This is a genomic window from Leptolyngbya sp. CCY15150, from assembly GCF_016888135.1.
In the GTDB taxonomy this organism is placed as follows: domain Bacteria; phylum Cyanobacteriota; class Cyanobacteriia; order RECH01; family RECH01; genus RECH01.
In genome coordinates this window covers 65,688-89,511 of the sequence record NZ_JACSWB010000276.1, presented here as the reverse complement: position 1 = coordinate 89,511, position 23,824 = coordinate 65,688, and the positions used below count along the sequence as shown (strand labels likewise).

The following is a 23,824-nucleotide window of genomic DNA, read 5'->3' as shown; positions in this document are numbered from 1 at the left end:
CGCAATCAACAACGGCATTTTCGACGTTCCCCTGCAGCTTATTTAGCTAACCTGGAGCAGAAGGCTCTCCAGCTAGTTTTGCCGCCCTAGAAAAAAATCCCCAGCACAGGTGCCGGGGGATGATCTCAGGGTGCATCTACCACTCCCATTTCCTCATGAAGAGGAAGGGGATCCGGAGAGTCTGCCCAGAATTTTTCAACCAAGTTTTTAACCAAGTGTTCAACCTCATGGCTACAACCCATGGGCTAGGGTTCCGCAGGGCATAGGCTGGAGCTTTCTCCCACGGCTAGGGTTACGCAACCCGCGTAGTTTCCTGCAGGGTTATCACCGGGCGAAAAAACCACCAAAGCCTCTGTCCCCGAGGCATCAAATTGGCGAATCATCAGGTTGCCGTCCCAATAATCCACAGCGGCGACGCTGCTGAGGGGATAGCTGGAAAATTCATCCGGCAGGGGGCGATCGCCTGGCACTTGGGCTCGGTAGAGGGCATAGCCGCCGGGTTGGGGGTCAATAATGAAGACGGCGCTTTGGGTGGTGAGGGCACAGTAGTCGAGTTCCACGGCCACGGCAATCTGCTCGGTATACAAATCGATGCTGGGCTCGCCCACCACGCGACGGGCATTCATCACCTGTTCGTCAGCGATGGTTAAGGTGGAGCAATCGACGCCGTCAATGATGTTGATATTCCAGTCGCGCACATCAATATCGACGGTGCTATCTCGCCAGCGCCCGCGCAGATGGGTGCCATTTTGCTGGACTTCAATCTGGGCTAGACCTTCTGGATCGCCGGGAGGGGTGATGTCCATGCCTGGCTCGGTTGGATCTGAGATATCGCCCGCCAAGACCCGACTGGGCGATCGCCCCGACACAGTGTCATGGCAGTTAAACCCCTGATTTTCCGTACTCATGGCGTTAAAGGGCCCCAACATCACCGTAAACTGATATTCATTAAAGCGACGAAAGGGCCAAGCAGCGGTGAGGTTGCAGGACGGCTGAGCACAAACGCAGGCAAAGACCGGAATATCGGGATGTTTGCCCTGCCATTCTTGAATGATCAGGGCAAGATCGACGGATTCGCCAGATGCATAGCGGGCGGTGGGCACTCGTTCACTAGCGATCGCTCCACTGGTGATGACCCCAAGGCTGCCCAGCCCTACGCCAATCCATCGAGCTAGTCGTACACTGAGTGGTGTCATGAAAAAGGATCTCCGTTCAGGTATGAATGTGTTCAGATACACCTTGATATCGGGTGATTCTTGGATATCGGGTGATTCTTGACCGAGAACCATGGGTTTCAGCCGCGCCCATCTGAGGCGATGAGCCGACCCTCCTATCCCCTCACCTTGCAGACTGGAGAGACGGTTACAGGCGTGACGTACCCGACGCTCATCCTGCTGACCAAGCTTGGTCATGAGATCGACTCAGGTAGCGACCTGCCCCGATCATTGCGTTTTGCCCGATTCTACAACTCATCTTGCCCATGGATCAGAAACCGACAATGGATAGGATCAATCTCGCGGTCAATGGTACGCTGATGCGCGGTTTGGCGCTCAATGGCAATTTGCAAGCCGTTGATGCCGTTTTTGTGCGCGAGGCGGAAACCGAGCCCTGCTATCGGCTGTGGTCGATTGGCGATCGCCACCCGGCCATGCTGCGGGTTGCGGAGGGAGGACAAGCGATCGCCCTGGAAGTGTGGGCGGTGCCCCTGCAAGGGTTGGCCCAGATTTTACTACAAGAACCCCCAGGGCTTTGCATTGGTAAGGTGACCCTAGGGGATGGGGAGGAGGTGCTAGGGGTTTTGGGCGAACCCATTCTCTGTGAAGGACAGCGAGAGATCACCCAGTGGGGTGGTTGGCGGGCCTATTGTGCCCAGGGGTAGCCCTCGTCTTATGGGTGAGGACATGCAGAAACCTTGGAGATGTTCAACCTAGGAACGTTCATCTACGATGATGTCTTAGCCAAACTGGCTACAGCTCTATGGTTGACCTAATTTTGATACAGGACAGTTGTATGCTGCGACCTTTTCATGTGGCGTTTCCAGTGCAGGATCTTGTCCAGACCCGTCACTTTTACGAAGAAATCTTGGGCTGTCGGGTGGGGCGTACATCTGACACCTGGATTGATTTTGATGTGTTTGGCCATCAGCTCACCGCGCACCTCAGTCCCAAGGATACCCAGTCGCCGTCAGCCAATGCTGTGGATGGGCGATCGGTGCCCGTGCGCCACTGGGGCGTTATTTTGGATATGGAGACCTGGCAATCCTTTCGCGATCGCCTTCAGGCCCATGGCATCACCTTTGTGATTGAACCCTATATCCGCTTTCAGGGCGAGGTTGGGGAACAGGCGACGCTGTTCTTTTTGGATCCTAGCGGCAATGCTCTAGAGTTCAAAGCCTTTCAAGACGACGCGGCGATTTTTGCGACAGAGGGATGAATCCCTAGGGACAGTCGCGGTTTTCAACGCTGCCGTCCGGCATGATGGTGTTGCAGAGAAAGGCTTGACTGATGTCTGTGCCGTCGAGATTAGCGGAGTTCAAATTCGCTTCATTGAGATTGGCGTTGCGCAGGTTAGCGCCCCGGAGGTTGGCACCCCGGAGGTTGGTTCGCACCAGGAATGCTCCGCTCAAGTCTGCGCCGCCCAGATCGGCCCCGCTCAGGTTGGCGCGGACGAGGATGGCCCGCTGCAGTTTGGCATTGCTCAAGGTCGCTCGGCTGAGGTTGGCTTCAAACAAGAAGGAGTCGCTAAGACCGGCTCGCGATAGTTCTGCAACGCTCAGGTTTGCGCCCTGGAGTTTGGCACCGAGAAATTCTGAATCGGCGAGCAAGGTCTCCCGTAGGTTGGCCTGGGCCAGAAACGTAGCGTTGAGATTAATGCCGCTCAATTCTGCCCGGCTGAGGGAAATGACGGTGTTGGATTCAGAAATCAGACCTGCTTCGTAGACAAACTGCAGCAACAGCGCTTTGTAGGCGTTATCCAGCGATCGCAAGGTCAGCAAAGTGCGCGCCCTAGCGAGATCCCGCTGCTGGGAATTGGCAGGGGAGGTCAGCAGCCCCTCGTCAAGGGAGGCCACCATGTCATCGATGTAGCGATCGAGGGTGTCTTGCTGAGCGCGATCGATCGCCATTTGATCGATCTGCTGCTGTTCAGACACTTGGCGCTGCGCGACCTGCTCTTGTTGCTGGCTGACGCGGGCATTGAGGTACCAAACCCCAATCAGCAGCGACAGGGGCAGAATCAAAAGTTCTAGAACGTTCCACAGGGTTTTGTCGCGAAACCCTGTCCATCGCCAATCGCGTCCCTCTGCCTGCGCTGAATCCTCTGGGTTGGATGACCGCAGTGGAGCGTTGAGTTTTCTATGGTTCTGATGCCCTGCCATGATAATTCAGGTGAGTGTGAGTAATGTCAATCGTGGATGGCCTCAGCAGTCAGCAACCCTGGGGCATGAGGGAACCAGGCAGGAGGTGCGATCGCCCTAGCTGATCCCTCCTAATCATACTGTCTCAAAATCGTCTTCGTTAGGAGTTGGTGCAAAATGTAAAGCTGTCCTATAAAAGCTGTCCCATATCAGAGGATGGAGATTGTGATCTCATGGTTGGGATTGTGGCATTGGGATTCGCGGTGATCCAAGGCTTTCGCTATAGCGTATTTGTCCATTGGCGTATGAGATAAAGCACGAGTAAATGAGCTGGATAGAATGCGTAGAACCATCGTGCTTTTGCGCCGACTTCATGGTTGGTCATATGAAAAAATACGGGAGCGATCGTGGCAAACCCCTGGATGCTTCCATAGCCTGGTATGGCATAGAGAATCATGGCATGAAGCCCCAGCCAGCATAGCCACCATGGGGCTGTGGGTTTAAACCGGCTGCCAAAGGCAATGACTGCAATGCCATAGCTACCGTAATCGACCGCCAAAAATCGGGCCACCATGGCTCCAGCGATCCAAATGAGCAGCATGATCCGTGGAAACATGCGGGCTAAGCGTAGGCAAACTAAGCCAATGAACAGCGTAAATAAAATATTGAAATCGTGATAGGGCTGGAGATTGAAGGCTAGTTCATAAATGGGTTGAGATAAAACACCTAGCACTAAGAGCCGCGCACCGTAGAGCACCACATTATGGGTATGGCGCTCACCCTGGACTAGGAGCCAGACAAAGAGCGGTAGACTCAGTCGCCCAATCTGCCGAAAGATCATACATTGGGGAAAGAAAATATCCCCCACGTGATCAATGACCATCAAGACGGCAGCCAGCAGCTTGATGTCGTAGTTTGTGAAAATTCTTGGCAAGCTCACCATGGGCGAGAGAAACCCTTGATTTGGGTGCTCATAGGAATGAAATGGTTTCAGCCTATGACGTGCCAGATTCTGTGCAGCCGAAGGATTGGCTCTAATCTACATGGTGTAGACGTGGGCCCATTGGCTCATGGGAGATGGTTCAGCCCCATGGACATTTGGATGAGTTGAAAGAGTGTGAAAGAGCGCTATGCGATCGCTCTTCAACGGCATTCAGACCACCGCTCTCCAGCAGAATTCTAGCTTGTCACGACGCTGTTGATGCACCTGATGGTGGTCGAACCCACAGATTGAGTCCTCAGATTGAGTCCTCAGCCCCTGCCAGGATAACACTTTTGGCAAAGTGCTCAGAGGATGTGCCAGTACTCCACCCTAGGTGATCAACCGGTGGGATCGGTGCTCGTCCCGATATCTAACTATCTAGGTCTTGAGGGTCTGATGACATACATTCGTCCGTGGGGCAGATTGCTAGGAGAGCGATCTAGGAGCAGAATTGGAAGACTTGGGTGTGGATTGGTCATAGGTGCGATCGCTCTCCTAGCACGAGATGCCCGTCGGTTGGATGCAGTCAACCGGCGCTGTGGGTTCAAGCCACCTGTGTTTTCACTGATCCGCTAGTCCTAGGTTTTAATCAGGACAAATGGTGAACTTGTTGCCCTTGCCAGCTTTGGAGAACCGGTATCTAGCCACCATGGAAGACGGGTTAAGGTTGCCTAGGGCACAGCCTCAACGTTCGTTGTACTGTTTTAAGACAGGATAGGGAAGACGTGTTGAGGACAACGGGCGATCGCCGCATGATTCATGCCCTTATGGTTGAGTAACAAACAAGACGTATGCTAAGTTTCAGCGATTTTTTTATAGCCTGTGCCGGTACTTGGACGACCGATCGCACCTATCATTATGTGTTGGATGGCGAGGTGGAGCGATCGTATACCGAATTTCAGGCTATGCCCCTAGGGCCTGCCGACAAGCAGCGCATCCTCAGTCGGTTTGCGCCCTTGGATGAACAGCAGGCGACGGCCGGTCGCGATCGCTGTCCAGGGTTTGCCATAGCGTTTGAAACCCGTTCAGAAACTGGGGAAGAGGTGTCCATGAGCCTCAAGGCCCTGTTTGTGCCTGACGATGTCGCTCGGTACTATCACCTCAACTCCACGCCGCCCCATTTGCCCCTAGCATCCCACTATCCCAAGGATTCAGAATTAATCGAGGGCGTTTATCTCCGCAATGAAGGGTATTCTGAAACGGGGGCGATCGCCGGTCGCTTTACCTACCAGCCCACGCGCCAAACCCTAGAAATGACCACCTACTACAACCGGTCGGTGGCGGTCGATCAGATGCGCTTTGTGTCGCCCGAGTTGCGGATGCGCACCATTGTCACCTATGAACGCCCAGCCGATGGTGAGGTGCCAACCGTGATTGATCTAATGGGGTTTGGGGTGGAACGCAAGTCCACTACTGATTGATCATGACCCGTTACCATCTGACCCGTCGAGAATTTTTGTGGGGTAGTGCCGCCCTTGCCCTCCAGCTAGCAGGATGCGGCGGTCAGGAGCGATCGCCCCTCGTGGTTTCCCTGCTCGAAAACTCAGTTCCCACCGAGCTCATTCAGGAATTTACTCGGCGCATGGGCCGTGGGCCTAAGCTCGACTTCGAACCCATCGAGCAACTTCAGGATACCTTTCGTCGCCTGCAGGAGTTGGAGGCCAATAGTCCTAATATCCCTGACTGGATGACCCTCGGGGATGCTTGGCTGGCGGCGGCCATTCAGCAAGACCTGATTCGCCCCATCGCCGATCTGGAGGCTTTGGACGCTTGGGCCCAACTGCCGCCTCAGTGGCAGGCGCTGGTACGCCGCGATCGCCAAGGAGCCCCCCAGCCTGAGGGTGATATTTGGGCAGCTCCCTACCGCTGGGGTAGTTTAGTGCTGGTCTACTCGGTCTCGGCGATGGAGAAGCTGAACTGGGTGCCGAGCCAATGGGAGGATTTGTGGCGGCCTGAACTGCAGGGACGGATTTCGGTGCCCGATAGCGCCCGTGTGGTGATTGGGTTAGTTCTCAAACAGTTGGGAGAATCTGCTAACCAAGTCTCGTTCGATGAGGCAACAGTGGAATCCCGCCTGGCAGAGCTGCATCAACAGATGCGGTTCTACAGTTCCGATGCCTATCTAGAACCCCTGCTGCGGGACGATACCTGGCTGGCGGTGGGTTGGTCTACGGATGTCTTGCCATTTACCCAGCGCGATCGCCGCCTCAATGCCGTGATCCCCGATGCCGGAACGCTGCTGTTTGCCGATCTCTGGGTGCAGCCGCGCAATGCTCCCACGCCGGGAGCGATGGCTATGGAGTGGATTGAGTTTTGCTGGCAGCCCGACATTGCCGAGCGGATTACCACCCTGAGTCTATCAACCTCACCCCAGCTTCAGCCTGGGGACTCCGATGCGATCGCTTCGGTGGTGGATACCAGTCCTTTGCTTTGGCCAGGAGAGGCGGTGCTAGAGCGGAGTGAATGGCTCGCTCCGTTGCCCGAGGAGGCGATCGCGGCTTACCGAGATCTGTGGCTTAGGGTACGGCAAACGGGTTAGCGGGGGTGAAGCTGTCGAAGCCTGTGGCTGGATCTAGAAATAGACCGCAGGACGACAAGGAAGGCCTTGCTTCAGAGGGTTCAAGCTCCTCTGCATCCGGCAAGGGATCACAAAGATACGCCGCCAGCAGGCTGGTGCCGCTCACACTACGGCTAAAGATCCGAAGCTGATAGCCAAAGGACTGGGCGGCTTGCCCAAAGTAGAGCACAAAGGCGTAGCGATCCATATATCCCAAAGTAGGATTTTGCCATGCCGCTTGGTTAATCACCAAATCAACACGGCGGGGGGTGCCATCTTCGCCGGTGTAGGCAATCCAGTCGCTCAAGATTTTGCTGTTGTGCTGATTGCTGGCCCACCACAGGCTAGGATCTGTTAACTCATCTTGGAAAATGGTGGCGGAGGTCAAAATATAGGGCGAGTCTGGCGGGGTCTCTGCGTCCAGCAGGCTCAGCTCGGGGGCGTTGGGGATCCGTTGCCAAACCGCTAGCGCATCTAAACCATAGGCAGCGATCGCTCCGGTGACCATGCTGCCCAAGCTGAGCACGCTACTGAGAACTAGGGTACGGTAAGCCAACGTATGCCATTGGGTCATAGGTTCTGTGGGGGCGGATGGTTGAACATATCAACAGCCCCGGCGATCGCCCCCTAGGTTATCCAGAGCGATCGCCGGCGACCTCAGGGATAGAAGGCTAGAAGACGGTTGGGGCTAGAGGTTGTGACGCTGCGTCAACACCACGGGTTCCTAGACGATGAGCTCCTAGACGATGAGCTCCTAGACAATGGATGCCTAGGAATCCCCCTAGGCGGCGTCAATCAGATCCAGGGGCACAAAGCACTCCTGGGGCAAGAGGATGGGTTTTTGGGCAAACACAAGCTGTCCGCGGCAGGTTTCTCGATGGATAACCACCCCAATGGGGCGCTGTACCTGTTCCACATGTACTTCATAGTACGTGCGATAAATTTGTCGAGCGGCTTGAAGCACCGCTGGATCCAGTAGGCTCGAAAAGTCATTCTGCATGGCCGCACTGTTAGACAGATTAGGCGGCATCACCGCGTCCACTGTCCCCTCGGGTTGTCTATGTTGTGAGGTATACACCACCGATCTCATTCCCCCGTCGTGAGCTAGACTTTAACACACCCTTCTGATGGTCAGGAAGGGCAATCTCAACATTTAGCGTAAAGGTTTTGACACAAACGTCTATACCCGCCATCAGTGTATCAACCGAATCCAAAAGGCGGCCTTTTTTGCATAAAAAAAAGACGTACGGTTGTACGCCTTGTTAACTATGATACGTTCTCTAGGAAATCAGCCTCCGGACTATGTCCGACAAGGCTGATTGGGACAAGAGCTAGTGGTGGTGGTGCCCATGATCATGCCCGTGGTCGTGTCCATGATGGTGATCATGGCTATGACCGTGGTGAATATGCACCGTTTGAGCTTGGGCGATCGCCAAGGCTGGCTGGACGACCCGAGCCTGTTCAGACAGCAGGGCTTCGATGTGGGGATGGGCCCACTCCGCCGCCATTTCTAGGAAGGCTGGATGGTCATTGGCGCAGGACAGTTGAACGTAGGTGACATCTGGACGCTTGCGCCGCAATCCTTCGATGATATGTTCTACATCCAGCAGGGTCTCATGGTTTTCGGTAGCAAAACCGATGGGCATGAAGACAATTGACGTTGCCCCTAGATCCATCAGATTTTTGGCTGCCTGATCGGCAGTGGGCTGCGTCCATTTAATCAACGGGGTTTGGTGATTCAGCCAGCCTACGGAAATCAAGGGATAGCGGTGAATCAGTTGCTTGCGCACCAACTCATACAGCGCTTGGCTTTCATCAATGCCAGAGGTGAAGCCCTTGGCCTCGTGGGGGCAGCCGTGGTTCATCAACACGATGCCGGTTTGAGACGGCAGGTGGGCGGCAGCTAGGTGTTGAACGATATGCTCTTCCACCATCTGCGCCATCAGGTTGATATAGCCGGGCTCATCGTAGAAGGATGGGATATAGCGCTGACCGTTGACCCAATGCTCGGAGCCGGTAAATTGGGCTAGAGCGTCGTTCACCTGTTCCACGGCGATGCCGCTGGTGAAAATGGAATCCACCACCAGCAAGGGATAGATCAGCAGCTTGTCAAACCCTTCCGCTTGAATCTGAGCTAGCACTTGCTCGGGCAAGAACGGCGCGCAGAAGTTAAAGGCCTTGAAAACCTTCACGCGATCGCCCCACTGGTGTTGCAGATGGTGTTCAATGCCAGCCCGCTGCTTTTCGAAAATGGCATTGTGGGGAGAAATGAACTCACCGTGTTGATGGCTCCATTCGTGGAGATCAAATTTAGCTAACAACTGCGCTAGCGGCGGATAGACCCAAGTAGGAACGGGTGCAAATTTAGCCGTCAGCAGGTTGAGCGCTTGTTCGTTATAGTTGGCGAAGTCATCGTAGCTTTCAACTTCGCCGTAGCCCATGAGTAACACGGCAACGCGGTCGGATCCGGCGGCTGATGGGGTTTGTTGTTGTTGCTTTTCTGGGGTGGCAACCACAGTTTGCACCTCTTCATGAATGGTGTGGGTCAAAATTTAGGGATAGGGCGCGATCGCCACAGGGACACGACTCTAACCCTTGCCCTTTACGATAACATGCCCCCCTAGGGCATGACCTGAATAGCCTTGTTGCTTACTATGCGCACCTTCTAGGCAACCCATTGAGTTCTGCCTGGAGCAGGATGGTAGAGCGGTGGCATGACGGTACCTAGATCACTGGACTTATGGTAACGCTTAGTCCCACAAGCGGCGGCGGTTAGGGCCATTCAACCGCTGGTGAGCATCCCGCAGCAGGTGGGGAATATCAAGCTGTTCGGGACAACGGGGTAGGCAATCGCCGCAGTCGGTGCAGGCGATCGCTTTCCGTCCAGGAAACCAATGCCCCGCGTTTTCAAACATGCGGTAGCGATAGTGCCCATAGGCGGTCATATCGTAGGCGATCGCTAGGTTGCGCAACCGCAGCACTTCGGGAATGTGGATGGCTTCGGGGCAGGGTAGACAGGCGTAGCATTGACGGCAGCGATCGCTCCCCAGGGTTTGATCGGCCTGGTCGTCTAGACCTTTGAGAATGGCCTGTTCCTGAGGCGTGAGGGGGCCATCGTGGTCAGCGATCGCCAAGGGGAGCGCTAGTTCACCAGAATGGGCAGCTCCTAGGCTGAGGGTGGTAATGCGGCGATCGCTGAGCAGAAAGCGGTAGTTGAGATGCAGCGGCGAGAGGGGCGCGCAAAGCTGGCTGAGCCGTTCTGGGGGCGTAAACAACATGCCGCCTTTATCGGCGGGAGAAATGATGAACACACCCATGTCTTTCTGGTGAGCCAGGGCGATCGCGGGCTCATTGCGCTGGAAAAAGAGGTTGTAGTGCAGGTTGACAAAGGCGAATTGATCGGTGGCGATCGCCTGTTGAATCAAATCTAACGAGCCATGGGTCGAAAAGCCCACGTGGCGAATACGGCCATCGTCTACCGCCCGCCTCACCGCCGCCATACAGCCCTGCCTGTCCTGCACCCAAGCGAGATGGTCGGGGGTGTTAATGCCGTGAAGGGCAAAACCATCGAGGTAATCCACGCCTAGGGTCGCCAAGGTCATGTCGATGCTGCGGGCCAAACTGTCGGCATCCGGGGTGGGAGGCGCTTTGGAGGTGATGTATAGGTGCGATCGCTCTAGATGAGCCAGAGCTTGCCCCAAATAGGCCTCGCTTTGCCCATAGCCCCGCGCGGTTTCAATATGGTTGATCCCCAAAGCAACGGCTTGCTGCACCGTCTCCACGGCGATATCTGGGGAGGCAAGGCAGCGCATCATCCCGAGGGTAAAGGTGGAAAGCTGAAGCTCGGTGTGGCCAAAGCGGCGGTAGCGCATGGGGGTAGATCGGGGATGGGTGGACTTTCTCCCTCGGGAGACGTTTAACGAACGACTGCGCTCAGCCCGCGACGTTACTGAATCTGCGATTTGGCTTGTCAGCCCGCGACGTTACTGAGTCTGCAACGGTGCTTTCAAAGCCCCTCTACCGTCCTGGGAGAGGGGTTGGGGGTGAGGGTCTTCGAGATTTGTCAGTCAACTAGATCCCATGCATTGAGTTCCATGTATCCAGTCCCATGCACAGAGCGACTTGGTCAGGCTAGGCTTCGCTGCTGCTCGATCGCCCCCGTTGTTTGAAATCGTGGGGGCTCAGATTTTCGAGAAAATCGCGGAAAGCTTGACGTTCTGCTTCATCGGCATCGCGATCGACGGGAATCGAAGCGTCGGCGATCACTTCTTCCATCACCCAGATGGGGCTATTGGTGCGTAGGGCAATGGCGATCGCATCACTAGGACGAGCGTCAATTTCCTTTTTCACCTCCCCCTGCCGCACCGTGAGAATGGCGTAGAAGGTATTGTCTTGCAGGGAATGGATCACCACCCGTTCGAGGGTCAGGTTCCATTCATCGAGCATATTGACCATCAAGTCATGGGTGAGGGGACGGGGCGGAGTTTGGTTTTCCAGCGCATTGATAATCGCCCGCGCCTGATCTTGCCCAATGTAAATGGGTAACTGACGACGATCCGTTGTATCTCGTAGGAGAACAATAGGGCTGCGAGTCGCTGCATCCAAGGCAATTCCAGCAACCTTCATTTCCAGCATTGATATAGCCTCCAGACTCCGTTGGGCAACGTGTGAACAGACCTTCAAAATACAGATGCTTGGTAGGGTGTCAGGATCACCCAGAACAGCTATCTATGGACAAGCTCATGGGATGACCTGGGTGGTTGATAGGGTGTTGACCTACCAGTACGCTCCCATGATGTTCTATACGGCGTGTCCTCCCTGCGGTTGGTGGATGATGGAGGCGCTAGATACAAGTTGAGTCTTGGGTTTCAAGCGATCGCCCCGATCAATAGGCGGTTCAACTGGTGTCTAGCCCCAGATCATCTGACCCCATGTCCATCGTTGGCCCATGGAATCGCACTGGTCATAGCTTAGCCGACAGTTGCCGAGCGATCGCCTTATCGATCCGAGGTGAGGGTAGGTGTATCCATGCCACAGCACATCTTTCATCTATTTCACCTCATCGTTTCAAGTCGCTGGTGATCTGCGATCGAGAACAGGTTCTTAGATCAATGGCAATCTAGGGCAATCATGCCTGACGGTCTTAGTGTCTGCTATCCAGTATGCCCTGATCTTGCCGCGAATCTGAGGTCTGAATCTTGAAACTTTGACGAAACATAGGGCTCTTCTGGCGCACCAATGGCGCACCAATGGCGCACACATTGAGAGAGGGAGAGGGGATGAAAATCCACGGCTGGAATCCAGATGGCTAGACCTAGAGCGCGGTCAATAGATCGTGCAATGCCACCCGTAACTCATCGGTGGTGGTGGTGGCGGTGCCAAATTGGCGGACGACGATGCTTGCGGCTAGATTGCCCAGCAAAGCGCCTTCCCAGGGGGTTGCCCCTAGGGCTAGGGCTAGGGCCAGGGCTGCCGCTACGGTATCACCTGCCCCCGTTACATCAAATACATCGGTGCGGTTGAAGGCCGGGATGGTTTGCTCGGCACCCTTGGGGGCAAAGAGGCTCATGCCCTCTTCGCCTCGGGTGATCAGCATGTACTGAGCCTGGGTAACCTGCAGCAGATCTTGACCGGCTTGCTGGAGGCGTTCAGGGGTGGCGATCGCATACCCGGCTGCCTGTTCAGCTTCGGGCAAGTTGGGGGTAAAAATGGTGGCTCCTGGGTAGCGATGGAGATCAACCTGGGTATCTACAACGCTTAATCGATGCTCCAAGGCCGCCTGAATCACCGGCGCGGTGAGGGTGCCGTCGCCATAGTCGGAGCAGACCACCACGTCTACTTGGTCAAGCTGCTGGCGAATGTAGTCGGCGAGCTGGTGCTGAAGATCCACTGGGGGCAAGGCGTCGGATTTACGATCAACGCGGACAATTTGCTGGGTCACCGACTGCCGGGCATGGCCCGAAATGCGAGTTTTGGTTACCGTGGGGCGATCGCCATCCACTAAAATCCCCGTCGTATCGATCTGGGCGGCCTCAAAAATCTGCCGGAGTGCCTGCCCTTGCGCGTCCTTGCCCACCAGCCCCACTGCTTTCACCTGGCCGCCCAGGGCTGCTAGGTTATAGACGGCGTTGGCCCCGCCGCCCGGCACCTGACGCGTACTCTCATGGCGTAAAATCAGAACCGGTGCTTCCCGCGACAGCCGTTCGACCTGGCCGGTGACAAACTCATCCACGGTCAAATCGCCCACCACCAAGGCGCGTACCTGCTGAAAGCGATCGAGCAAGGAAAAGAGGCGATCGCTGGCAGAGATGAGCTGGGTCTTAAAGTCAGACGTGAAGGGCATGGACTCTTGAACTCCGTTGAGGGAAAGCAGGGGCTAGCGGGGAACACTGCCCTAGGGATAATCAAACCGTCACACAGCATACAACGGAATGATTGGGAAGCCGATACCGTTAAAGTAGATTCCTCGTATTAAGTTTTGTTGAGATATTGATAACTGACAGGGCTTTTATGCATCCAATTTCTTCGCAGCAAGCCGTTGAGCTATTCCAGATTCTAGTGGCTATTGGTGCCACTCCCGGAGAAGACTTTAGTGTTGATACGTCTACGGGGCAATGGAGTTTGAGCGATCGCGCCTATCAGTTGCTGAAGCAAGTTTATCCAGATGTTGATTGGGATGCGGATTTGAGCCCCATTTCCGTTGTAGACCACGACCAAGCGATCGCTGTCCTGCATGATCACTTGGGTATCGACTTCGTGCCCCGGTTGCTGGACTGTCTGCACCATCGTCTCAATGCTCTGCCCCTGCGCCAAGCAGCTTGGTATATGCGTCAGGTGCTTGGTGGGGTGGAACAACGCACCCACCTGTCGCTCTATGACTTGCTCCATGCTCGCTTAGACGCTGCTTCCCGTGCCCGGTTGGACTATGTGCTGTGGCATGAGAGCCATCCCGAGCCCTGTGGTCTGTGGATGCAGGATGTCATTCTGGCGGCGGGCGGCAGCGTTAGGGATGCGCAATGTCTGCCTGCGGAAGTGGTCTTGAGTGAACGGGGAATGCGGCTGCTCGCGGCGGTATGGATGGGTGATTATGATGTCTATGGCGCGTTAGCAAGCTAGGGGTTCGGTCGTTTAGAGCGATCGCTTGAGGTGATGCCTAGCCCTTGCTATAAGTGGGATCACAACACCGGAACAGCATCCAGCGGCATTCTCAACAGAATTGCGATCGCGACTATGCACAGCGCCCACAGCCCACTAGACTTGATCACTAACGGTATATCTCAAGGAACCTCGATACACGATGCGAATTTTGTTTGTGGCAGCCGAAGCTGCACCGATCGCGAAAGTCGGCGGCATGGGAGATGTAGTGGGCGCATTACCCAAGGTGCTGCGCAAGATGGGTCATGATGTACGTGTGTTCATGCCGTACTACGGGTTTGTGGCAGACAAGACAGAGGTTCCCAAAGAACCCATCTGGCAGGGTGAAGCCATGTTTCAGTCCTTTGAGGTGTATGAAGGACTGCTGCCAGGAACGGATGTGCCCCTCTACCTGTTTGGGCATCCGTCGTTTTGGCCACGCCGTATCTATGCTGGAGACGATGAAGATTGGCGGTTCACGCTCTTTTCCAATGGAGCCGCTGAGTTTGCTTGGAACTATTGGAAGCCGGATATTATTCACTGCCACGATTGGCATACGGGGATGATTCCCGTCTGGATGCATGAATCACCGGATATTCAAACGGTGTTCACGATCCATAACCTGGCCTATCAGGGCCCCTGGCGCTGGCGGCTGGAGCAAATGACTTGGTGTCCTTGGTATATGCAGGGGCACAACACGGTGGCGGCGGCGGTGCAGTTTGCCAATAAGGTGACCACCGTGTCGCCCACCTATGCCGATCAAATTAAAACTCCAGCCTATGGGGAAACCCTTGAGGGGCTGCTGTCGTTTATTGACAATAAGTTAGTCGGTATTCTCAACGGGATCGATACTGACTTATATGATCCGGCCCACGATCGCCGGATTACCCAGGAGTTTTCTGCTGAGACGCTAGATCAGCGCTCTGTGAATAAAATTTCTCTGCAGGAGGAAGTGGGCCTAGAGGTCAACTCCCAGGCCATGCTGCTGGGGATGGTGACACGATTAGTGGAACAAAAGGGTATCGATCTGCTGCTGCAGGTGCTCGATCGCTTTATGTCCTACACCGATGTGCAACTGGTGGTCTTGGGCACGGGCGATCGCTACTATGAAACCCAACTCTGGCAAATTGCCTCCCGCTATTCAGGACGGGTCGCGGCCTACATGCTCTACAACGATTCCCTAGCCCGGCGCATCTATGCGGGTACCGATGCCTTCCTAATGCCGTCGCGGTTTGAGCCCTGCGGCATCAGCCAGCTTCTGGCCCTGCGCTATGGGTCGGTGCCCATTGTGCGGCGTACGGGGGGCTTGGTAGACACGGTCATCCACCACGATCCCACCGCTGAGGAAGGGACTGGCTACTGCTTCGATCGCTATGAGCCGCTCGATCTCTATACCTGTTTGGTACGGGCTTGGGAGGGCTTCCGCTACAAGCGTGAATGGAAAACCCTGCAGCAGCGCGGCATGAGCCAAGACTTTAGCTGGTATAAGTCGGCTATTGAATACGACAGGGTCTACCACGAGGTGCTAGGACGTCCCTACAATCCTCAGCCGGTGGAGCCCGTTGCGGAGGAGGTCAAGGAGTCTGCCCCCTCGCCGACCAAAGTGGCCAGTAAAGCAGAGTAGCGATCGCTCTCAATGACCAACGCTCTCTAACATTAAGCCAGGCAGTCTAGGCTACCTGGCTTAATAGTTGATGAAGATATAAACCTGGGAAGCGATTTAGACCGGCAGTGCCGCTTCATTCTGGCTAGGAGCGATCGCCCCTGAGTAGACGATGCCGCGCTGGACATCTAGGGTGAGAATGGCCCCCTCACGGATGGAGCGGGTGGCATTTTTCACCCCGACAATCACCGGCACACCCAGCCGCAGACCAATCACCGCCGCATGGCAGGTGAGGCTATCGTCTTCGGTAACAATTCCAGCGGCTTGGCGGATCGCTTCCACAAAGTCGGCATCGGTGCTGGGGGCAACCAAAATATCGCCAGGATTAAAGCTACCGGCTTCCATGCCGGTATGCACCACGCGAGCCCGACCGCTCACAGCTCCCTGACCAATCCCCGTCCCCCGACCTAACACTGAGGTCACCACTTCTACCTTAATCAGGTCTGTGGAACCGGAGACCCCTTGCAGCGTCCCCGCCGTCATCACCACCAAATCCTGTTCCTTGAGTAAATTTTTCTCCTGGGCCACATTCAACGCCGCATTAAACGTCTGCCCCGTGGAGGATAGATCCAGCACCAGCAGCGGTTTCACACCCCAGACTAACTGCAGTTGACGGGCAACGCTCACCTGCGGCGTAATCGCTAAGATAGGCGTATAGGGACGAAACTTCGACACGTTGCGGGCCGTGGCACCGCTCTTGGTCAAGGTCATAATGGCGGCAGCGTTTAACTGCTTGGCAATATCGCCCACGGCCTGGCTGATGGCATTGGGAATCGACTGTCCTACTAATCCATCGACGTTATGGAACGATGGGTGATCTTGCTCAATGCGGGTGGCAATGCGGGCCATGGTCTGCACTGCCTGCACCGGATATCTGCCCACTGCCGTCTCGTTGGACAGCATCACTGCGTCGGTGCCATCCAAAATGGCGTTGGCTACGTCAGAAATCTCCGCCCGCGTGGCTCTGGGGCTGCTGACCATGCTGTCGAGCATTTGGGTGGCGGTGATCACCGGAATCCCTTGACGGTTGGCAACGGCAATCAAGCGTTTTTGTAAAATCGGGACATCTTCCGCGGGCACTTCCACCCCCAAATCGCCCCGAGCCACCATCACCCCATCACAGAGGGCCAGGATGGCTTCCATTTGCTCAATGGCTTCGTGTTTCTCGATCTTGGCAATCACCGGTACATGCTTACCAGCGCTGGAAATGAGTTCCTTAATTTCCAGAATATCTTGGGGATTGCGCACAAAGCTGAGGGCGACCCAATCGACCCCTTGATCGAGGCCAAACACCAGATCTTCTCGATCTTTATCGGTCATCGCCTTGATGGAAAGGTAGACCCCCGGAAAGTTGACGCCCTTGTTATTGGAGAGCACCCCCTCCACCACCACGCTGCAGTGCAGGGCGCGGTTGGCTTTATCTACTTCCTCCACGCGCATTTCCACCCGGCCATCATCTAAGAGGATGGTGGAGCCTTCCGGTACTTCATCGGCCAGGGGTTCGTAGGTCACCGAGCTGATCGTGCGATCGCCAGGGACTACACGACTGGTGAGGGTGAAGCGATCGCCCCGGTTGAGGGTAATCGGCCCGTCTTCGAAGCGCCCTAGGCGAATTTTCGGGCCCTGGAGATCTTGCAAGATGCCCACCGGTTGGTTCAGCTCAAACGACACCTGTCGGATCAGGCGAATGCTGCGCTTGTGATCCTCATGGGTGCCGTGGGAAAAATTTAGACGGAGGGTGGTTGCTCCCGCCTCGATCAAGTCCCGCAACACCTCTGGGCTACTGGTCGCAGGGCCAATAGTGGCAACGATTTTAGTTCGACGAGGAGAATGTTGCAGATACATAGAGATTTGATCCAAGAATGTAAACGAGAACAGTACACAACAAGTAGAACCAACCGCGTTTAAGCTGCTGCTAGCGTCTCTAGCCTAAGGCAAGATAGCAAGGTCAGAGTGTATCGTGATATGCCCAGCGATCGCCTTCAGGAAAACTAGCTCGGTCTAGGTTGCCTCGTCAGGGGGAGCGATTGCCGACATACCCAGGGCCCTACGAGTGGGTCGGGAGTCATCATAGCGGAAATTTGGACTCTTCAGAAGAGGTCTCAGCCGCATCGGGTCGGGCATCTTAGTCGAGCCTTCGGGGATGAGCATACGGAGCATAGCGGGGCGATCGCGCATCACCGCGCCTCGTTCACGGAGGTTCTACAGCAGATCTCCTTAGGGAAGGGCAACCCACTTGTAAAATTTTGATACATAATTGTTAAATCTTAGAGAAGCCACTCTTTTTCAAAACGTAGCCTTTAGGGGAATCCTCAGTATGGCGCGGAGGTTGAGGTCTTCAGTCCAAGACTTTGAGACAAGCACGCTGGGCATAAGGTGTTGAGGGATACATAATGCCGCGATCGCCCCTAGATGACGTCAGGAAATCAGCGCCCTAGCAGACCCATGTGGAATGATTAATCCGTGATCTAACGGAAACTTTATAAAAATGTCCTGGTAGACTATTCCTATTCTGAATAAAGCACTAGTAGGATTACGGAGAAAGCCACAGCTCAAGCTGATCGGGTTCCCCGTAGCCGCCATTCAGTTTCCTGCTGGTTGAACCTTTGCTTAATCAGCACTGTCTTTACTCTAGTCCCTGAATCGAGGTTTGCTTTTATCTTAAGTTTGTATAAAGTTTCCACAATCCGACGAGCTGTTTTCAGGATATATCCGGATGGCAGACTGGGATGGATCTTTCTAAGATAAAAGGAACTTCAGTGAAACTACTGTAGTCACCCATTACATCACTTCTCATATACAAGTCATCTGTTAGATTGCGACGACTGTTTTTACCTTAAGACTGCCTTTTGCGGAACGACGCTTCATAGCGTGTTGATCTACATCAAGGGTTCTTGTTTTTGGTAGAAAGTTAAGCGGGCTTTATAGGAGAATAGAGTTTAGGGAATCAGTAGTCGCATTTAGGGCATAGTAGTCAAGCTATATGGCATGGGTAGGGTTGATTGGTTCTCTGAAGAGTTCTAAATAGGTGCGATGAACACTTTCCTAAAATGCATGGGTGTATTGCTGGTTGTAGCTGGGTTACAAGGAGTGGCCTTGGTCAGTGTTCAGGCGCGTTCCTTGGCTGACACAATGCCGGCAGAGGCTGCCGCCCTAACTGAGCTACACCAAAGCGATGGCTATATTCCTCCCGACAATGGTGCGCCCGATCGCACCCAGGGGTCAGGAACTCGCTAGCCATGGCTGACGTACAGTTCGGGCGTATATTTCCGGTTGACATCGCGGGGTTCGCGATCGCTGTCGTAGGATGTTCTAAGACGAGGCGATCGCCTGTCCGGCAATCCATGCGGTCGTCCAAGCGCTTTGGAAGTTAAATCCGCCGGTAACGCCATCTATATCTAAGACTTCGCCTGCCAGGAACAACCCTTCACTCTGGCGGCTTTCCATAGTTTTAAACGTCACCTCTCGCAGGCGCACACCGCCGCAGGTGACAAACTCATCTTTAAAGACGCCCTTACCCGCGATCGCATAGTGCCCTTGGGTGAGTTCCTGAGCAAGGCGCAGCGCTTCTGCTTTGGATAAATCTGCCCATCGGCGTTCGGCAGCAATCTGCGATCGCTCCACCAGGTAGTGCCATAGCCGCCGGGGTACTGCCACCGGGCAATGGTTGGCGATCGCCCGTTTGGGATAGTCTGATTTCACCGCCAGCAGCAGCGATCGCATGTGCTCTAGGTTAGAGCTGGGTAACCAGTTGACCCGAAGCTGGGCTTGGTAGTGGGCATCATGGAGCGATCGCGCCCCCCAGGCAGAAAGCTTCAGAATTGCCGGGCCGCTCATGCCCCAGTGGGTGATCAGCAGCGGCCCGGATTGACGCAGGGGTTTGGCAGACGGGAACTGGAGATCTAAATCAGCGGTTTCAACCGCCATGCCTGCAAGACTGCGCAGGGCAGCATCCCGAATGGTGAAGGTAAACAATGAGGGTACCGGCGGCTCGATGGTATGGCCCAGACTGGCGGCGAGGCGATGCCCTTGGGGACTGCTGCCCGTGGCCAGGAGGAGGCGATCGCAGTCGGCAACGGCACCGGATTTTAGGGTCAACCGAAACCCTGGCGACAGGCTGGTGACAGAGACCACCGGCGTGGCCAACTGTACCCGAACGCCTAACCGCCGCGCTGTTTGCATCAAGCAGTCTACAATCGTCTCCGAGGAATCGGTGGTGGGAAACATGCGTCCATCCGCCTCCCGCTTCAGCGTCACCCCATGCCGCCGAAACCAGGCCACCGTATCCTGGGGCTGAAAGCGACTGAAGGCACCCCGCAGGGCCTTGCCGCCTCGGGGATAATGCTGCACCAACAAAGCCGGATCAAAACAGGCATGGGTGACATTACAACGTCCACCGCCGGAGATGCGCACCTTGCTGAGCGGCTGTTGTCCTGCCTCCAAAATGGTGACCTGTGCCTGAGGATTGGCCTGGGCTGCAGCGATCGCCCCAAAAAAACCTGCCGCTCCACCACCCACCACGATCACTCGCATACGTCTCTGATCTCCCACCAATCGCCGATCTGCAGGGCATGGCCCCCTGCTTTGACTCTACCGCTAAATTTTGTACAAGCTGCAAGACCTACCCGCAATTCAGGGCATACTGATACGGTGCATGACCGATACAGCACCCTCAACCTAGCAATTGCTTGTTGAGACGAAATCTAGCTTGTAGTATTTTTGCAGAGCGCGCTCATCGCGGCATCGTTTAGCCGGCCTGTACTGATCCGTCCAAGGAAGATCCGAGTATGACTTTAGAAAAGCTCCAGCCTGCTCAGGCAAAAGATGTGCATGTGTATGTACCCTACTATCAGGGCAATAAGCGCAATGCTCTGCCGTTGGCCATCAGCTTGTATCGTCAGGGTAGCCTGGAAGGTACGCGCATCATTGAAGGGGGCGAGAGCATTCCCTTCGTGGCGAGCTGGAGTGTATCGTCGCTACCTGCTGACTTAACCCGCTTTCGGATGCAGTTTGATGGTAATGCGGAACTCAGCTATGAAATCACCATGGCCAATTTTGAGTTTGTCAGCTATCTGATCGAGCTGCTATTTAGCTTCAAGCGATCGCGCTTGGTCGATTTTTCCCAGGCTTTCTACCGCAAGCTCCTGCGCTTGGATGACTAGACCCAGGTTGCTGTAAACTTCACGCCTGCACAGGACTCACCTTGGCGCGGTGCAGTAAGCGATCGCCCTGACGATAGCCGGTGTAGCGCACCAAGACGCGATCGCCTGCCTGGGCATGGCCTGCCAAAAGCTGGTGCTGCTGCGGATCATAGGCCACCTCATCTCCCACGGGGGCGATCGCTTCCAAACCCCAGTGATCGAGTAAATGTTCCACCGGACGCAGGAGCGGCACCAGGCGGCTAGCGGGCACCTGGGGATTTTTCTGGGCCGCATAGACCGCCGTGGGCCATTGGATCAGCCAGGATTCAATCTGGTGCAGCACCTCCTGCTGGAAGGCTTGGCGTAGCTCCTCCGTTTGCTGCTGGGTAGGCTGGTCATCCGGCTGCCTGGTTGACTCGGCCGAGGAAGCGATCGGCAGATCGGAAAAATCCTGGAGCAGTTGGGGAATGGATCGATGCAGCGCTTGGGCCAGCTGGTGCAGCACCTCGCCTCGTAGCGCCGCTGCTTGCCCGCGCCGCAGGCGATTCACCGCTGTTTTGGAAACAATCGCCGTTTGGCTAAGGGCCCGGAAGCTGGGGATATCTGCCGCCATCATCAGCGATCGCAAGCGTGGAGTATAGTCTGGCGGTGTGGGAGAGGCGGCAGGTGGCATGGCTGATCTAGAAAAGGCTTTCCTATTATCTCGAACTTATCCCCAAGGTTGCCGGAGTGATCTAGGCGATATTGAGTACTCTGAGGCAGACGTAACCCGCCTATTGACTAAGGCGGAACCCCTTGCTTGTCCTGGACTTCCTTTTCGTTCTTTTGTCTTCGTTCTTCTGTCTTGCGATACTAGGCAAGGTGCATCTTGAGAACTGACGTGGGGGCACGGCGCACCCGACAGCGGATGGTGGTCAGACCTAGGCGTTGACAGGCTTCATAGCGATGGCAGCCAGAAAATCCGTAATACTTGCCTTCCACCTCCAGCACATCAATGGGTTCCTGGAGACCGATGCTTTGGATCGACTCCATCAGCGCCTGAACTTTCTCGGGATCGTTCTGACGGTATAGGGGACGATAAATCTGATCAAGGGGTAGATCGACAATGCGCATAGCGACTGGATGATATCGTTTCTTAAATCATACTCATAACGACTACGCATTGAAAAGGGTGAACCCGTCTTTAGGTAGAGCGATCGCTCGTCAATTCGATGGCATAATCAAGGCACAGGTTGGTGTCGTTGTCCTAGGCGGGTGGCGATCGCTCCCTGTGGAACTATTGTTGAGGACGCTATGCAACGATTAACGATCATCAAGAACCTGATCGGATGTTTGCTGCTAGCGTTAGCCTTGGGCGGTCAGCCAGCGTTGTCCGAGGAGATCAGCCCTGCGCCGGTGGCGGATCCTGCTCCAGAGGCGATCGCTCCGGAGCCAGCCGAATCGTCAGATCCCCTTCAGAAATACCTAACCGTCTTACCCCATGCGGTGCAGACCTTAGACTTGCAGCCGGGGGTGGTGAAAATGGTGGTGACCTCAGAGGCAGGGCATACCACCCTGCGCTGTGGCGATCGCATCCAAACTTATACCTGTGCGCCGGGGCGGGCGATCGCCATTGAGCGCGATCCATCAGAGGCGATGATGGAGTTTCGGGCGCAGAATGATAGTGATCAACCGGTACGGCTGAAGCTGCGCATCGAGCAACTGCTATCCTCCCCCGCTGTCTAACTCATGGCCCATCCTGCTATGGAACCCTGGACGACTCGACTGGCTGCCTTCCAAGAAACACTCATCTCCCAATGGGACATGGTTCGGCGGATTGGGCAGGGCATCGCTGTGGCGTTGCTGTTTGACTTCGTGGTTTTCCTTGGCACTCGCCTAGATGCGCTGCCCAGCGATATTGTATTGAACGCTAGGCTCTTGATTGGTCTGGCGGGTTTGACAGCCACCTGGCTCCTGCTCAACCTTTTGCCGGTTTCGGCTTGGTTGGCGACGTGGAGCACCAGACTCAATCCAGCGGCCCTGGCGACGGCCTATCGCATGTTTTTGCAGCCCCACCTAGGTTGGCTGAAGGTGGTGATCATCCTACTGCTTGCCGATCTAAGTTTGCTGATTGCCCCCGCAGCAGGACGGCTGAAGGCTCTGGAGTTCACCGTGGCTTTGGGGTTGGCGATCGCCATTGGCTTTTTAGGAACCGGTATCTTTCGCAGCTATTTCAGCAACTACTTGCTCAACGCTACGGTGAAAACGGGCACAAAAACCAGTAGTGAACTGCTGATCCTAATTCGCCTGTTGACCAATATCGGTATTATTGTGGTCACGGCGATTATCTTTGCCCAAACCCACGACATCAACCTGTTTGGGCTGGTGGCCAGCTTGGGGATTGGTGGTCTAGCTGTGGCCTTTGCAGCCCAGAAGGTGTTAGAGCAATTGCTGGGTGGCGTGGTGATCTATCTCGATCGCCCCTTTGTGGTAGACGATTATATTGGTCTGGCAGACGGCACCTTTGGGCGCGTCGAGTCCATTGGCATTCGCTCCACCAAAATTCGCACCTCTGGGAAAGGCACCGTGACCGTGGTGCCCAACAATGCTCTAACCCAGGCCAATATTGAGAACTTCACCGATGCTAAAAAGGTGATTTCGTTATTCAATCTCACCTTCTATCGCACCATTCCCAGCGAAGAGCGGGCGCTGATTCGCCAAGTGATTTTAGACAGCACCCAGGATATTTTTGGCATCGATTCTCGCAGCACCAGCGTCAGTTTCCGCAACCTAACCCTGGCCAATCAGCAGGAAGTGACTGAAGCCCAAATTAGCTTCTTCATCCTAGGCACCAGCGCCGTCTCGTTGGATCTCCGCCGTCAACTGCTGGACATTGCCAACCAAAAAATCACCCAGCAACTCAAGCAATTTGGCATCGCCTTCCACTGCGAAGCGCCGACCATCTACGTCGATTCCCCCATGACCATCTAACGTTCCCTACTGTTTTCTCTAG

23 protein-coding genes are annotated in these 23,824 nt (G+C 55.2%); 10 read left to right on the top strand and 13 right to left on the bottom strand.

Annotation, left to right across the window (positions count from 1 at the left end; all coding sequences use genetic code 11):
- Positions 1 to 245: 245 nt before the first annotated feature.
- The gene (locus JUJ53_RS20185) at positions 246 to 1,412 is read right to left on the bottom strand and encodes a hypothetical protein (protein ID WP_204153825.1); all 1,167 of its coding nucleotides are present in this window, start codon (positions 1,410 to 1,412) and stop codon (positions 246 to 248) included.
- A gap of 86 nt (positions 1,413 to 1,498) precedes the next feature.
- Here JUJ53_RS20185 and JUJ53_RS20180 point away from each other — a divergent pair, with 86 nt between their 5' ends.
- Positions 1,499 to 1,879: a glutamyl-tRNA amidotransferase gene (locus tag JUJ53_RS20180; RefSeq protein WP_204153824.1), complete on the top strand. Its 381-nt coding sequence runs from the start codon at positions 1,499 to 1,501 to the stop codon at positions 1,877 to 1,879.
- 131 nt (positions 1,880 to 2,010) lie between these two features.
- Positions 2,011 to 2,433: a VOC family protein gene (locus JUJ53_RS20175; protein ID WP_204153823.1), complete on the top strand. Its 423-nt coding sequence runs from the start codon at positions 2,011 to 2,013 to the stop codon at positions 2,431 to 2,433.
- Between the two features lie 4 nt (positions 2,434 to 2,437).
- Here JUJ53_RS20175 and JUJ53_RS20170 read toward each other — a convergent pair whose 3' ends face one another.
- Positions 2,438 to 3,376: a pentapeptide repeat-containing protein gene (locus tag JUJ53_RS20170; RefSeq protein WP_204153822.1), complete on the bottom strand. Its 939-nt coding sequence runs from the start codon at positions 3,374 to 3,376 to the stop codon at positions 2,438 to 2,440.
- Positions 3,377 to 3,635: 259 nt separating this feature from the next.
- Positions 3,636 to 4,298 (bottom strand): TraX family protein, encoded by a 663-nt coding sequence (locus JUJ53_RS20165; RefSeq protein WP_204153821.1) that lies wholly within the window; start codon positions 4,296 to 4,298, stop codon positions 3,636 to 3,638.
- 830 nt (positions 4,299 to 5,128) lie between these two features.
- Here JUJ53_RS20165 and JUJ53_RS20160 point away from each other — a divergent pair.
- A complete protein-coding gene (locus tag JUJ53_RS20160) occupies positions 5,129 to 5,758 on the top strand; it encodes a phycobiliprotein lyase (RefSeq protein ID WP_204153820.1) in 630 nt (209 codons plus the stop codon).
- Positions 5,759 to 5,760: 2 nt separating this feature from the next.
- A complete protein-coding gene (locus tag JUJ53_RS20155; RefSeq protein WP_204153819.1) occupies positions 5,761 to 6,876 on the top strand; it encodes an extracellular solute-binding protein in 1,116 nt (371 codons plus the stop codon).
- On the opposite strand, the gene JUJ53_RS20150 is transcribed toward JUJ53_RS20155, so the two are convergent.
- From JUJ53_RS20150 to JUJ53_RS20125, 6 genes are all read right to left on the bottom strand, one after another.
- Positions 6,854 to 7,468 (bottom strand): hypothetical protein, encoded by a 615-nt coding sequence (locus tag JUJ53_RS20150; protein WP_204153818.1) that lies wholly within the window; start codon positions 7,466 to 7,468, stop codon positions 6,854 to 6,856. The genes JUJ53_RS20155 and JUJ53_RS20150 overlap by 23 nt on opposite strands.
- A gap of 207 nt (positions 7,469 to 7,675) precedes the next feature.
- Entirely contained in the window at positions 7,676 to 7,972 is a 297-nt protein-coding gene (locus tag JUJ53_RS20145; RefSeq protein ID WP_343327999.1) for a hypothetical protein, read from the bottom strand.
- Between the two features lie 253 nt (positions 7,973 to 8,225).
- Positions 8,226 to 9,410: a ferrochelatase gene (locus tag JUJ53_RS20140; protein ID WP_343328000.1), complete on the bottom strand. Its 1,185-nt coding sequence runs from the start codon at positions 9,408 to 9,410 to the stop codon at positions 8,226 to 8,228.
- Between the two features lie 234 nt (positions 9,411 to 9,644).
- Entirely contained in the window at positions 9,645 to 10,766 is a 1,122-nt protein-coding gene (locus JUJ53_RS20135; protein WP_204153817.1) for an aldo/keto reductase, read from the bottom strand.
- A gap of 259 nt (positions 10,767 to 11,025) precedes the next feature.
- Complete coding sequence (locus tag JUJ53_RS20130; RefSeq protein WP_204153816.1) at positions 11,026 to 11,529, bottom strand: bifunctional nuclease family protein; 504 nt, start codon at positions 11,527 to 11,529, stop codon at positions 11,026 to 11,028.
- 679 nt (positions 11,530 to 12,208) lie between these two features.
- A complete protein-coding gene (locus JUJ53_RS20125) occupies positions 12,209 to 13,237 on the bottom strand; it encodes a PfkB family carbohydrate kinase (RefSeq protein ID WP_204153815.1) in 1,029 nt (342 codons plus the stop codon).
- A 167-nt stretch (positions 13,238 to 13,404) separates the two neighbouring features.
- Between JUJ53_RS20125 and JUJ53_RS20120 the strand changes: the two genes are divergently transcribed.
- Together JUJ53_RS20120 and glgA are read left to right on the top strand one after the other, a co-directional pair.
- Positions 13,405 to 14,010 (top strand): hypothetical protein, encoded by a 606-nt coding sequence (locus JUJ53_RS20120; protein WP_204153814.1) that lies wholly within the window; start codon positions 13,405 to 13,407, stop codon positions 14,008 to 14,010.
- Between the two features lie 181 nt (positions 14,011 to 14,191).
- A complete protein-coding gene (gene glgA / locus JUJ53_RS20115; RefSeq protein WP_204153813.1) occupies positions 14,192 to 15,652 on the top strand; it encodes a glycogen synthase GlgA in 1,461 nt (486 codons plus the stop codon).
- A 96-nt stretch (positions 15,653 to 15,748) separates the two neighbouring features.
- Here glgA and pyk read toward each other — a convergent pair whose 3' ends face one another.
- Positions 15,749 to 17,536: a pyruvate kinase gene (gene pyk, locus JUJ53_RS20110; protein WP_204153812.1), complete on the bottom strand. Its 1,788-nt coding sequence runs from the start codon at positions 17,534 to 17,536 to the stop codon at positions 15,749 to 15,751.
- A gap of 1,188 nt (positions 17,537 to 18,724) precedes the next feature.
- Between pyk and JUJ53_RS20105 the strand changes: the two genes are divergently transcribed.
- Complete coding sequence (locus JUJ53_RS20105) at positions 18,725 to 18,928, top strand: hypothetical protein (protein WP_204153811.1); 204 nt, start codon at positions 18,725 to 18,727, stop codon at positions 18,926 to 18,928.
- A gap of 75 nt (positions 18,929 to 19,003) precedes the next feature.
- On the opposite strand, the gene JUJ53_RS20100 is transcribed toward JUJ53_RS20105, so the two are convergent.
- Positions 19,004 to 20,224 (bottom strand): NAD(P)/FAD-dependent oxidoreductase, encoded by a 1,221-nt coding sequence (locus tag JUJ53_RS20100; protein WP_204153810.1) that lies wholly within the window; start codon positions 20,222 to 20,224, stop codon positions 19,004 to 19,006.
- Between the two features lie 254 nt (positions 20,225 to 20,478).
- Between JUJ53_RS20100 and ebsA the strand changes: the two genes are divergently transcribed.
- Positions 20,479 to 20,853 (top strand): type IV pilus biogenesis protein EbsA, encoded by a 375-nt coding sequence (gene ebsA, locus JUJ53_RS20095; protein WP_204153809.1) that lies wholly within the window; start codon positions 20,479 to 20,481, stop codon positions 20,851 to 20,853.
- Between the two features lie 19 nt (positions 20,854 to 20,872).
- Here the strand turns inward: ebsA and JUJ53_RS20090 are convergent, their stop codons facing one another.
- Positions 20,873 to 21,505 (bottom strand): helix-turn-helix domain-containing protein, encoded by a 633-nt coding sequence (locus JUJ53_RS20090; RefSeq protein WP_204153808.1) that lies wholly within the window; start codon positions 21,503 to 21,505, stop codon positions 20,873 to 20,875.
- A gap of 179 nt (positions 21,506 to 21,684) precedes the next feature.
- Entirely contained in the window at positions 21,685 to 21,945 is a 261-nt protein-coding gene (locus JUJ53_RS20085) for a sulfiredoxin (protein ID WP_204153807.1), read from the bottom strand.
- Positions 21,946 to 22,125: 180 nt separating this feature from the next.
- Between JUJ53_RS20085 and JUJ53_RS20080 the strand changes: the two genes are divergently transcribed.
- Together JUJ53_RS20080 and JUJ53_RS20075 are read left to right on the top strand one after the other, a co-directional pair.
- On the top strand, positions 22,126 to 22,557 hold the full coding sequence (locus JUJ53_RS20080) for a hypothetical protein (protein WP_204153806.1): 432 nt from the start codon (positions 22,126 to 22,128) through the stop codon (positions 22,555 to 22,557).
- 3 nt (positions 22,558 to 22,560) lie between these two features.
- Positions 22,561 to 23,802, top strand: a complete 1,242-nt coding sequence (locus JUJ53_RS20075) for a mechanosensitive ion channel domain-containing protein (protein ID WP_204153805.1) — start codon at positions 22,561 to 22,563, stop codon at positions 23,800 to 23,802.
- Positions 23,803 to 23,824 lie beyond the last annotated feature (22 nt).

Coding starts and splice junctions, on each gene's coding strand:
- JUJ53_RS20105 (WP_204153811.1), top strand. CDS start 18,725: ATGAACACTTTCCTAAAATGCATGGGTGTATTGCTGGTTGTAGCTGGG.
- JUJ53_RS20185 (WP_204153825.1), bottom strand. CDS start 1,412: ATGACCAAGCTTGGTCAGCAGGATGAGCGTCGGGTACGTCACGCCTGT.
- JUJ53_RS20085 (WP_204153807.1), bottom strand. CDS start 21,945: ATGCGCATTGTCGATCTACCCCTTGATCAGATTTATCGTCCCCTATAC.
- JUJ53_RS20150 (WP_204153818.1), bottom strand. CDS start 7,468: ATGACCCAATGGCATACGTTGGCTTACCGTACCCTAGTTCTCAGTAGC.
- glgA (WP_204153813.1), top strand. CDS start 14,192: ATGCGAATTTTGTTTGTGGCAGCCGAAGCTGCACCGATCGCGAAAGTC.
- JUJ53_RS20090 (WP_204153808.1), bottom strand. CDS start 21,505: ATGCCACCTGCCGCCTCTCCCACACCGCCAGACTATACTCCACGCTTG.
- JUJ53_RS20100 (WP_204153810.1), bottom strand. CDS start 20,224: ATGCGAGTGATCGTGGTGGGTGGTGGAGCGGCAGGTTTTTTTGGGGCG.
- JUJ53_RS20170 (WP_204153822.1), bottom strand. CDS start 3,376: ATGGCAGGGCATCAGAACCATAGAAAACTCAACGCTCCACTGCGGTCA.
- JUJ53_RS20075 (WP_204153805.1), top strand. CDS start 22,561: ATGGCCCATCCTGCTATGGAACCCTGGACGACTCGACTGGCTGCCTTC.
- pyk (WP_204153812.1), bottom strand. CDS start 17,536: ATGTATCTGCAACATTCTCCTCGTCGAACTAAAATCGTTGCCACTATT.
- JUJ53_RS20180 (WP_204153824.1), top strand. CDS start 1,499: ATGGATAGGATCAATCTCGCGGTCAATGGTACGCTGATGCGCGGTTTG.
- ebsA (WP_204153809.1), top strand. CDS start 20,479: ATGACTTTAGAAAAGCTCCAGCCTGCTCAGGCAAAAGATGTGCATGTG.
- JUJ53_RS20135 (WP_204153817.1), bottom strand. CDS start 10,766: ATGCGCTACCGCCGCTTTGGCCACACCGAGCTTCAGCTTTCCACCTTT.
- JUJ53_RS20080 (WP_204153806.1), top strand. CDS start 22,126: ATGCAACGATTAACGATCATCAAGAACCTGATCGGATGTTTGCTGCTA.
- JUJ53_RS20125 (WP_204153815.1), bottom strand. CDS start 13,237: ATGCCCTTCACGTCTGACTTTAAGACCCAGCTCATCTCTGCCAGCGAT.
- JUJ53_RS20160 (WP_204153820.1), top strand. CDS start 5,129: ATGCTAAGTTTCAGCGATTTTTTTATAGCCTGTGCCGGTACTTGGACG.
- JUJ53_RS20120 (WP_204153814.1), top strand. CDS start 13,405: ATGCATCCAATTTCTTCGCAGCAAGCCGTTGAGCTATTCCAGATTCTA.
- JUJ53_RS20165 (WP_204153821.1), bottom strand. CDS start 4,298: ATGGTGAGCTTGCCAAGAATTTTCACAAACTACGACATCAAGCTGCTG.
- JUJ53_RS20175 (WP_204153823.1), top strand. CDS start 2,011: ATGCTGCGACCTTTTCATGTGGCGTTTCCAGTGCAGGATCTTGTCCAG.
- JUJ53_RS20130 (WP_204153816.1), bottom strand. CDS start 11,529: ATGCTGGAAATGAAGGTTGCTGGAATTGCCTTGGATGCAGCGACTCGC.
- JUJ53_RS20155 (WP_204153819.1), top strand. CDS start 5,761: ATGACCCGTTACCATCTGACCCGTCGAGAATTTTTGTGGGGTAGTGCC.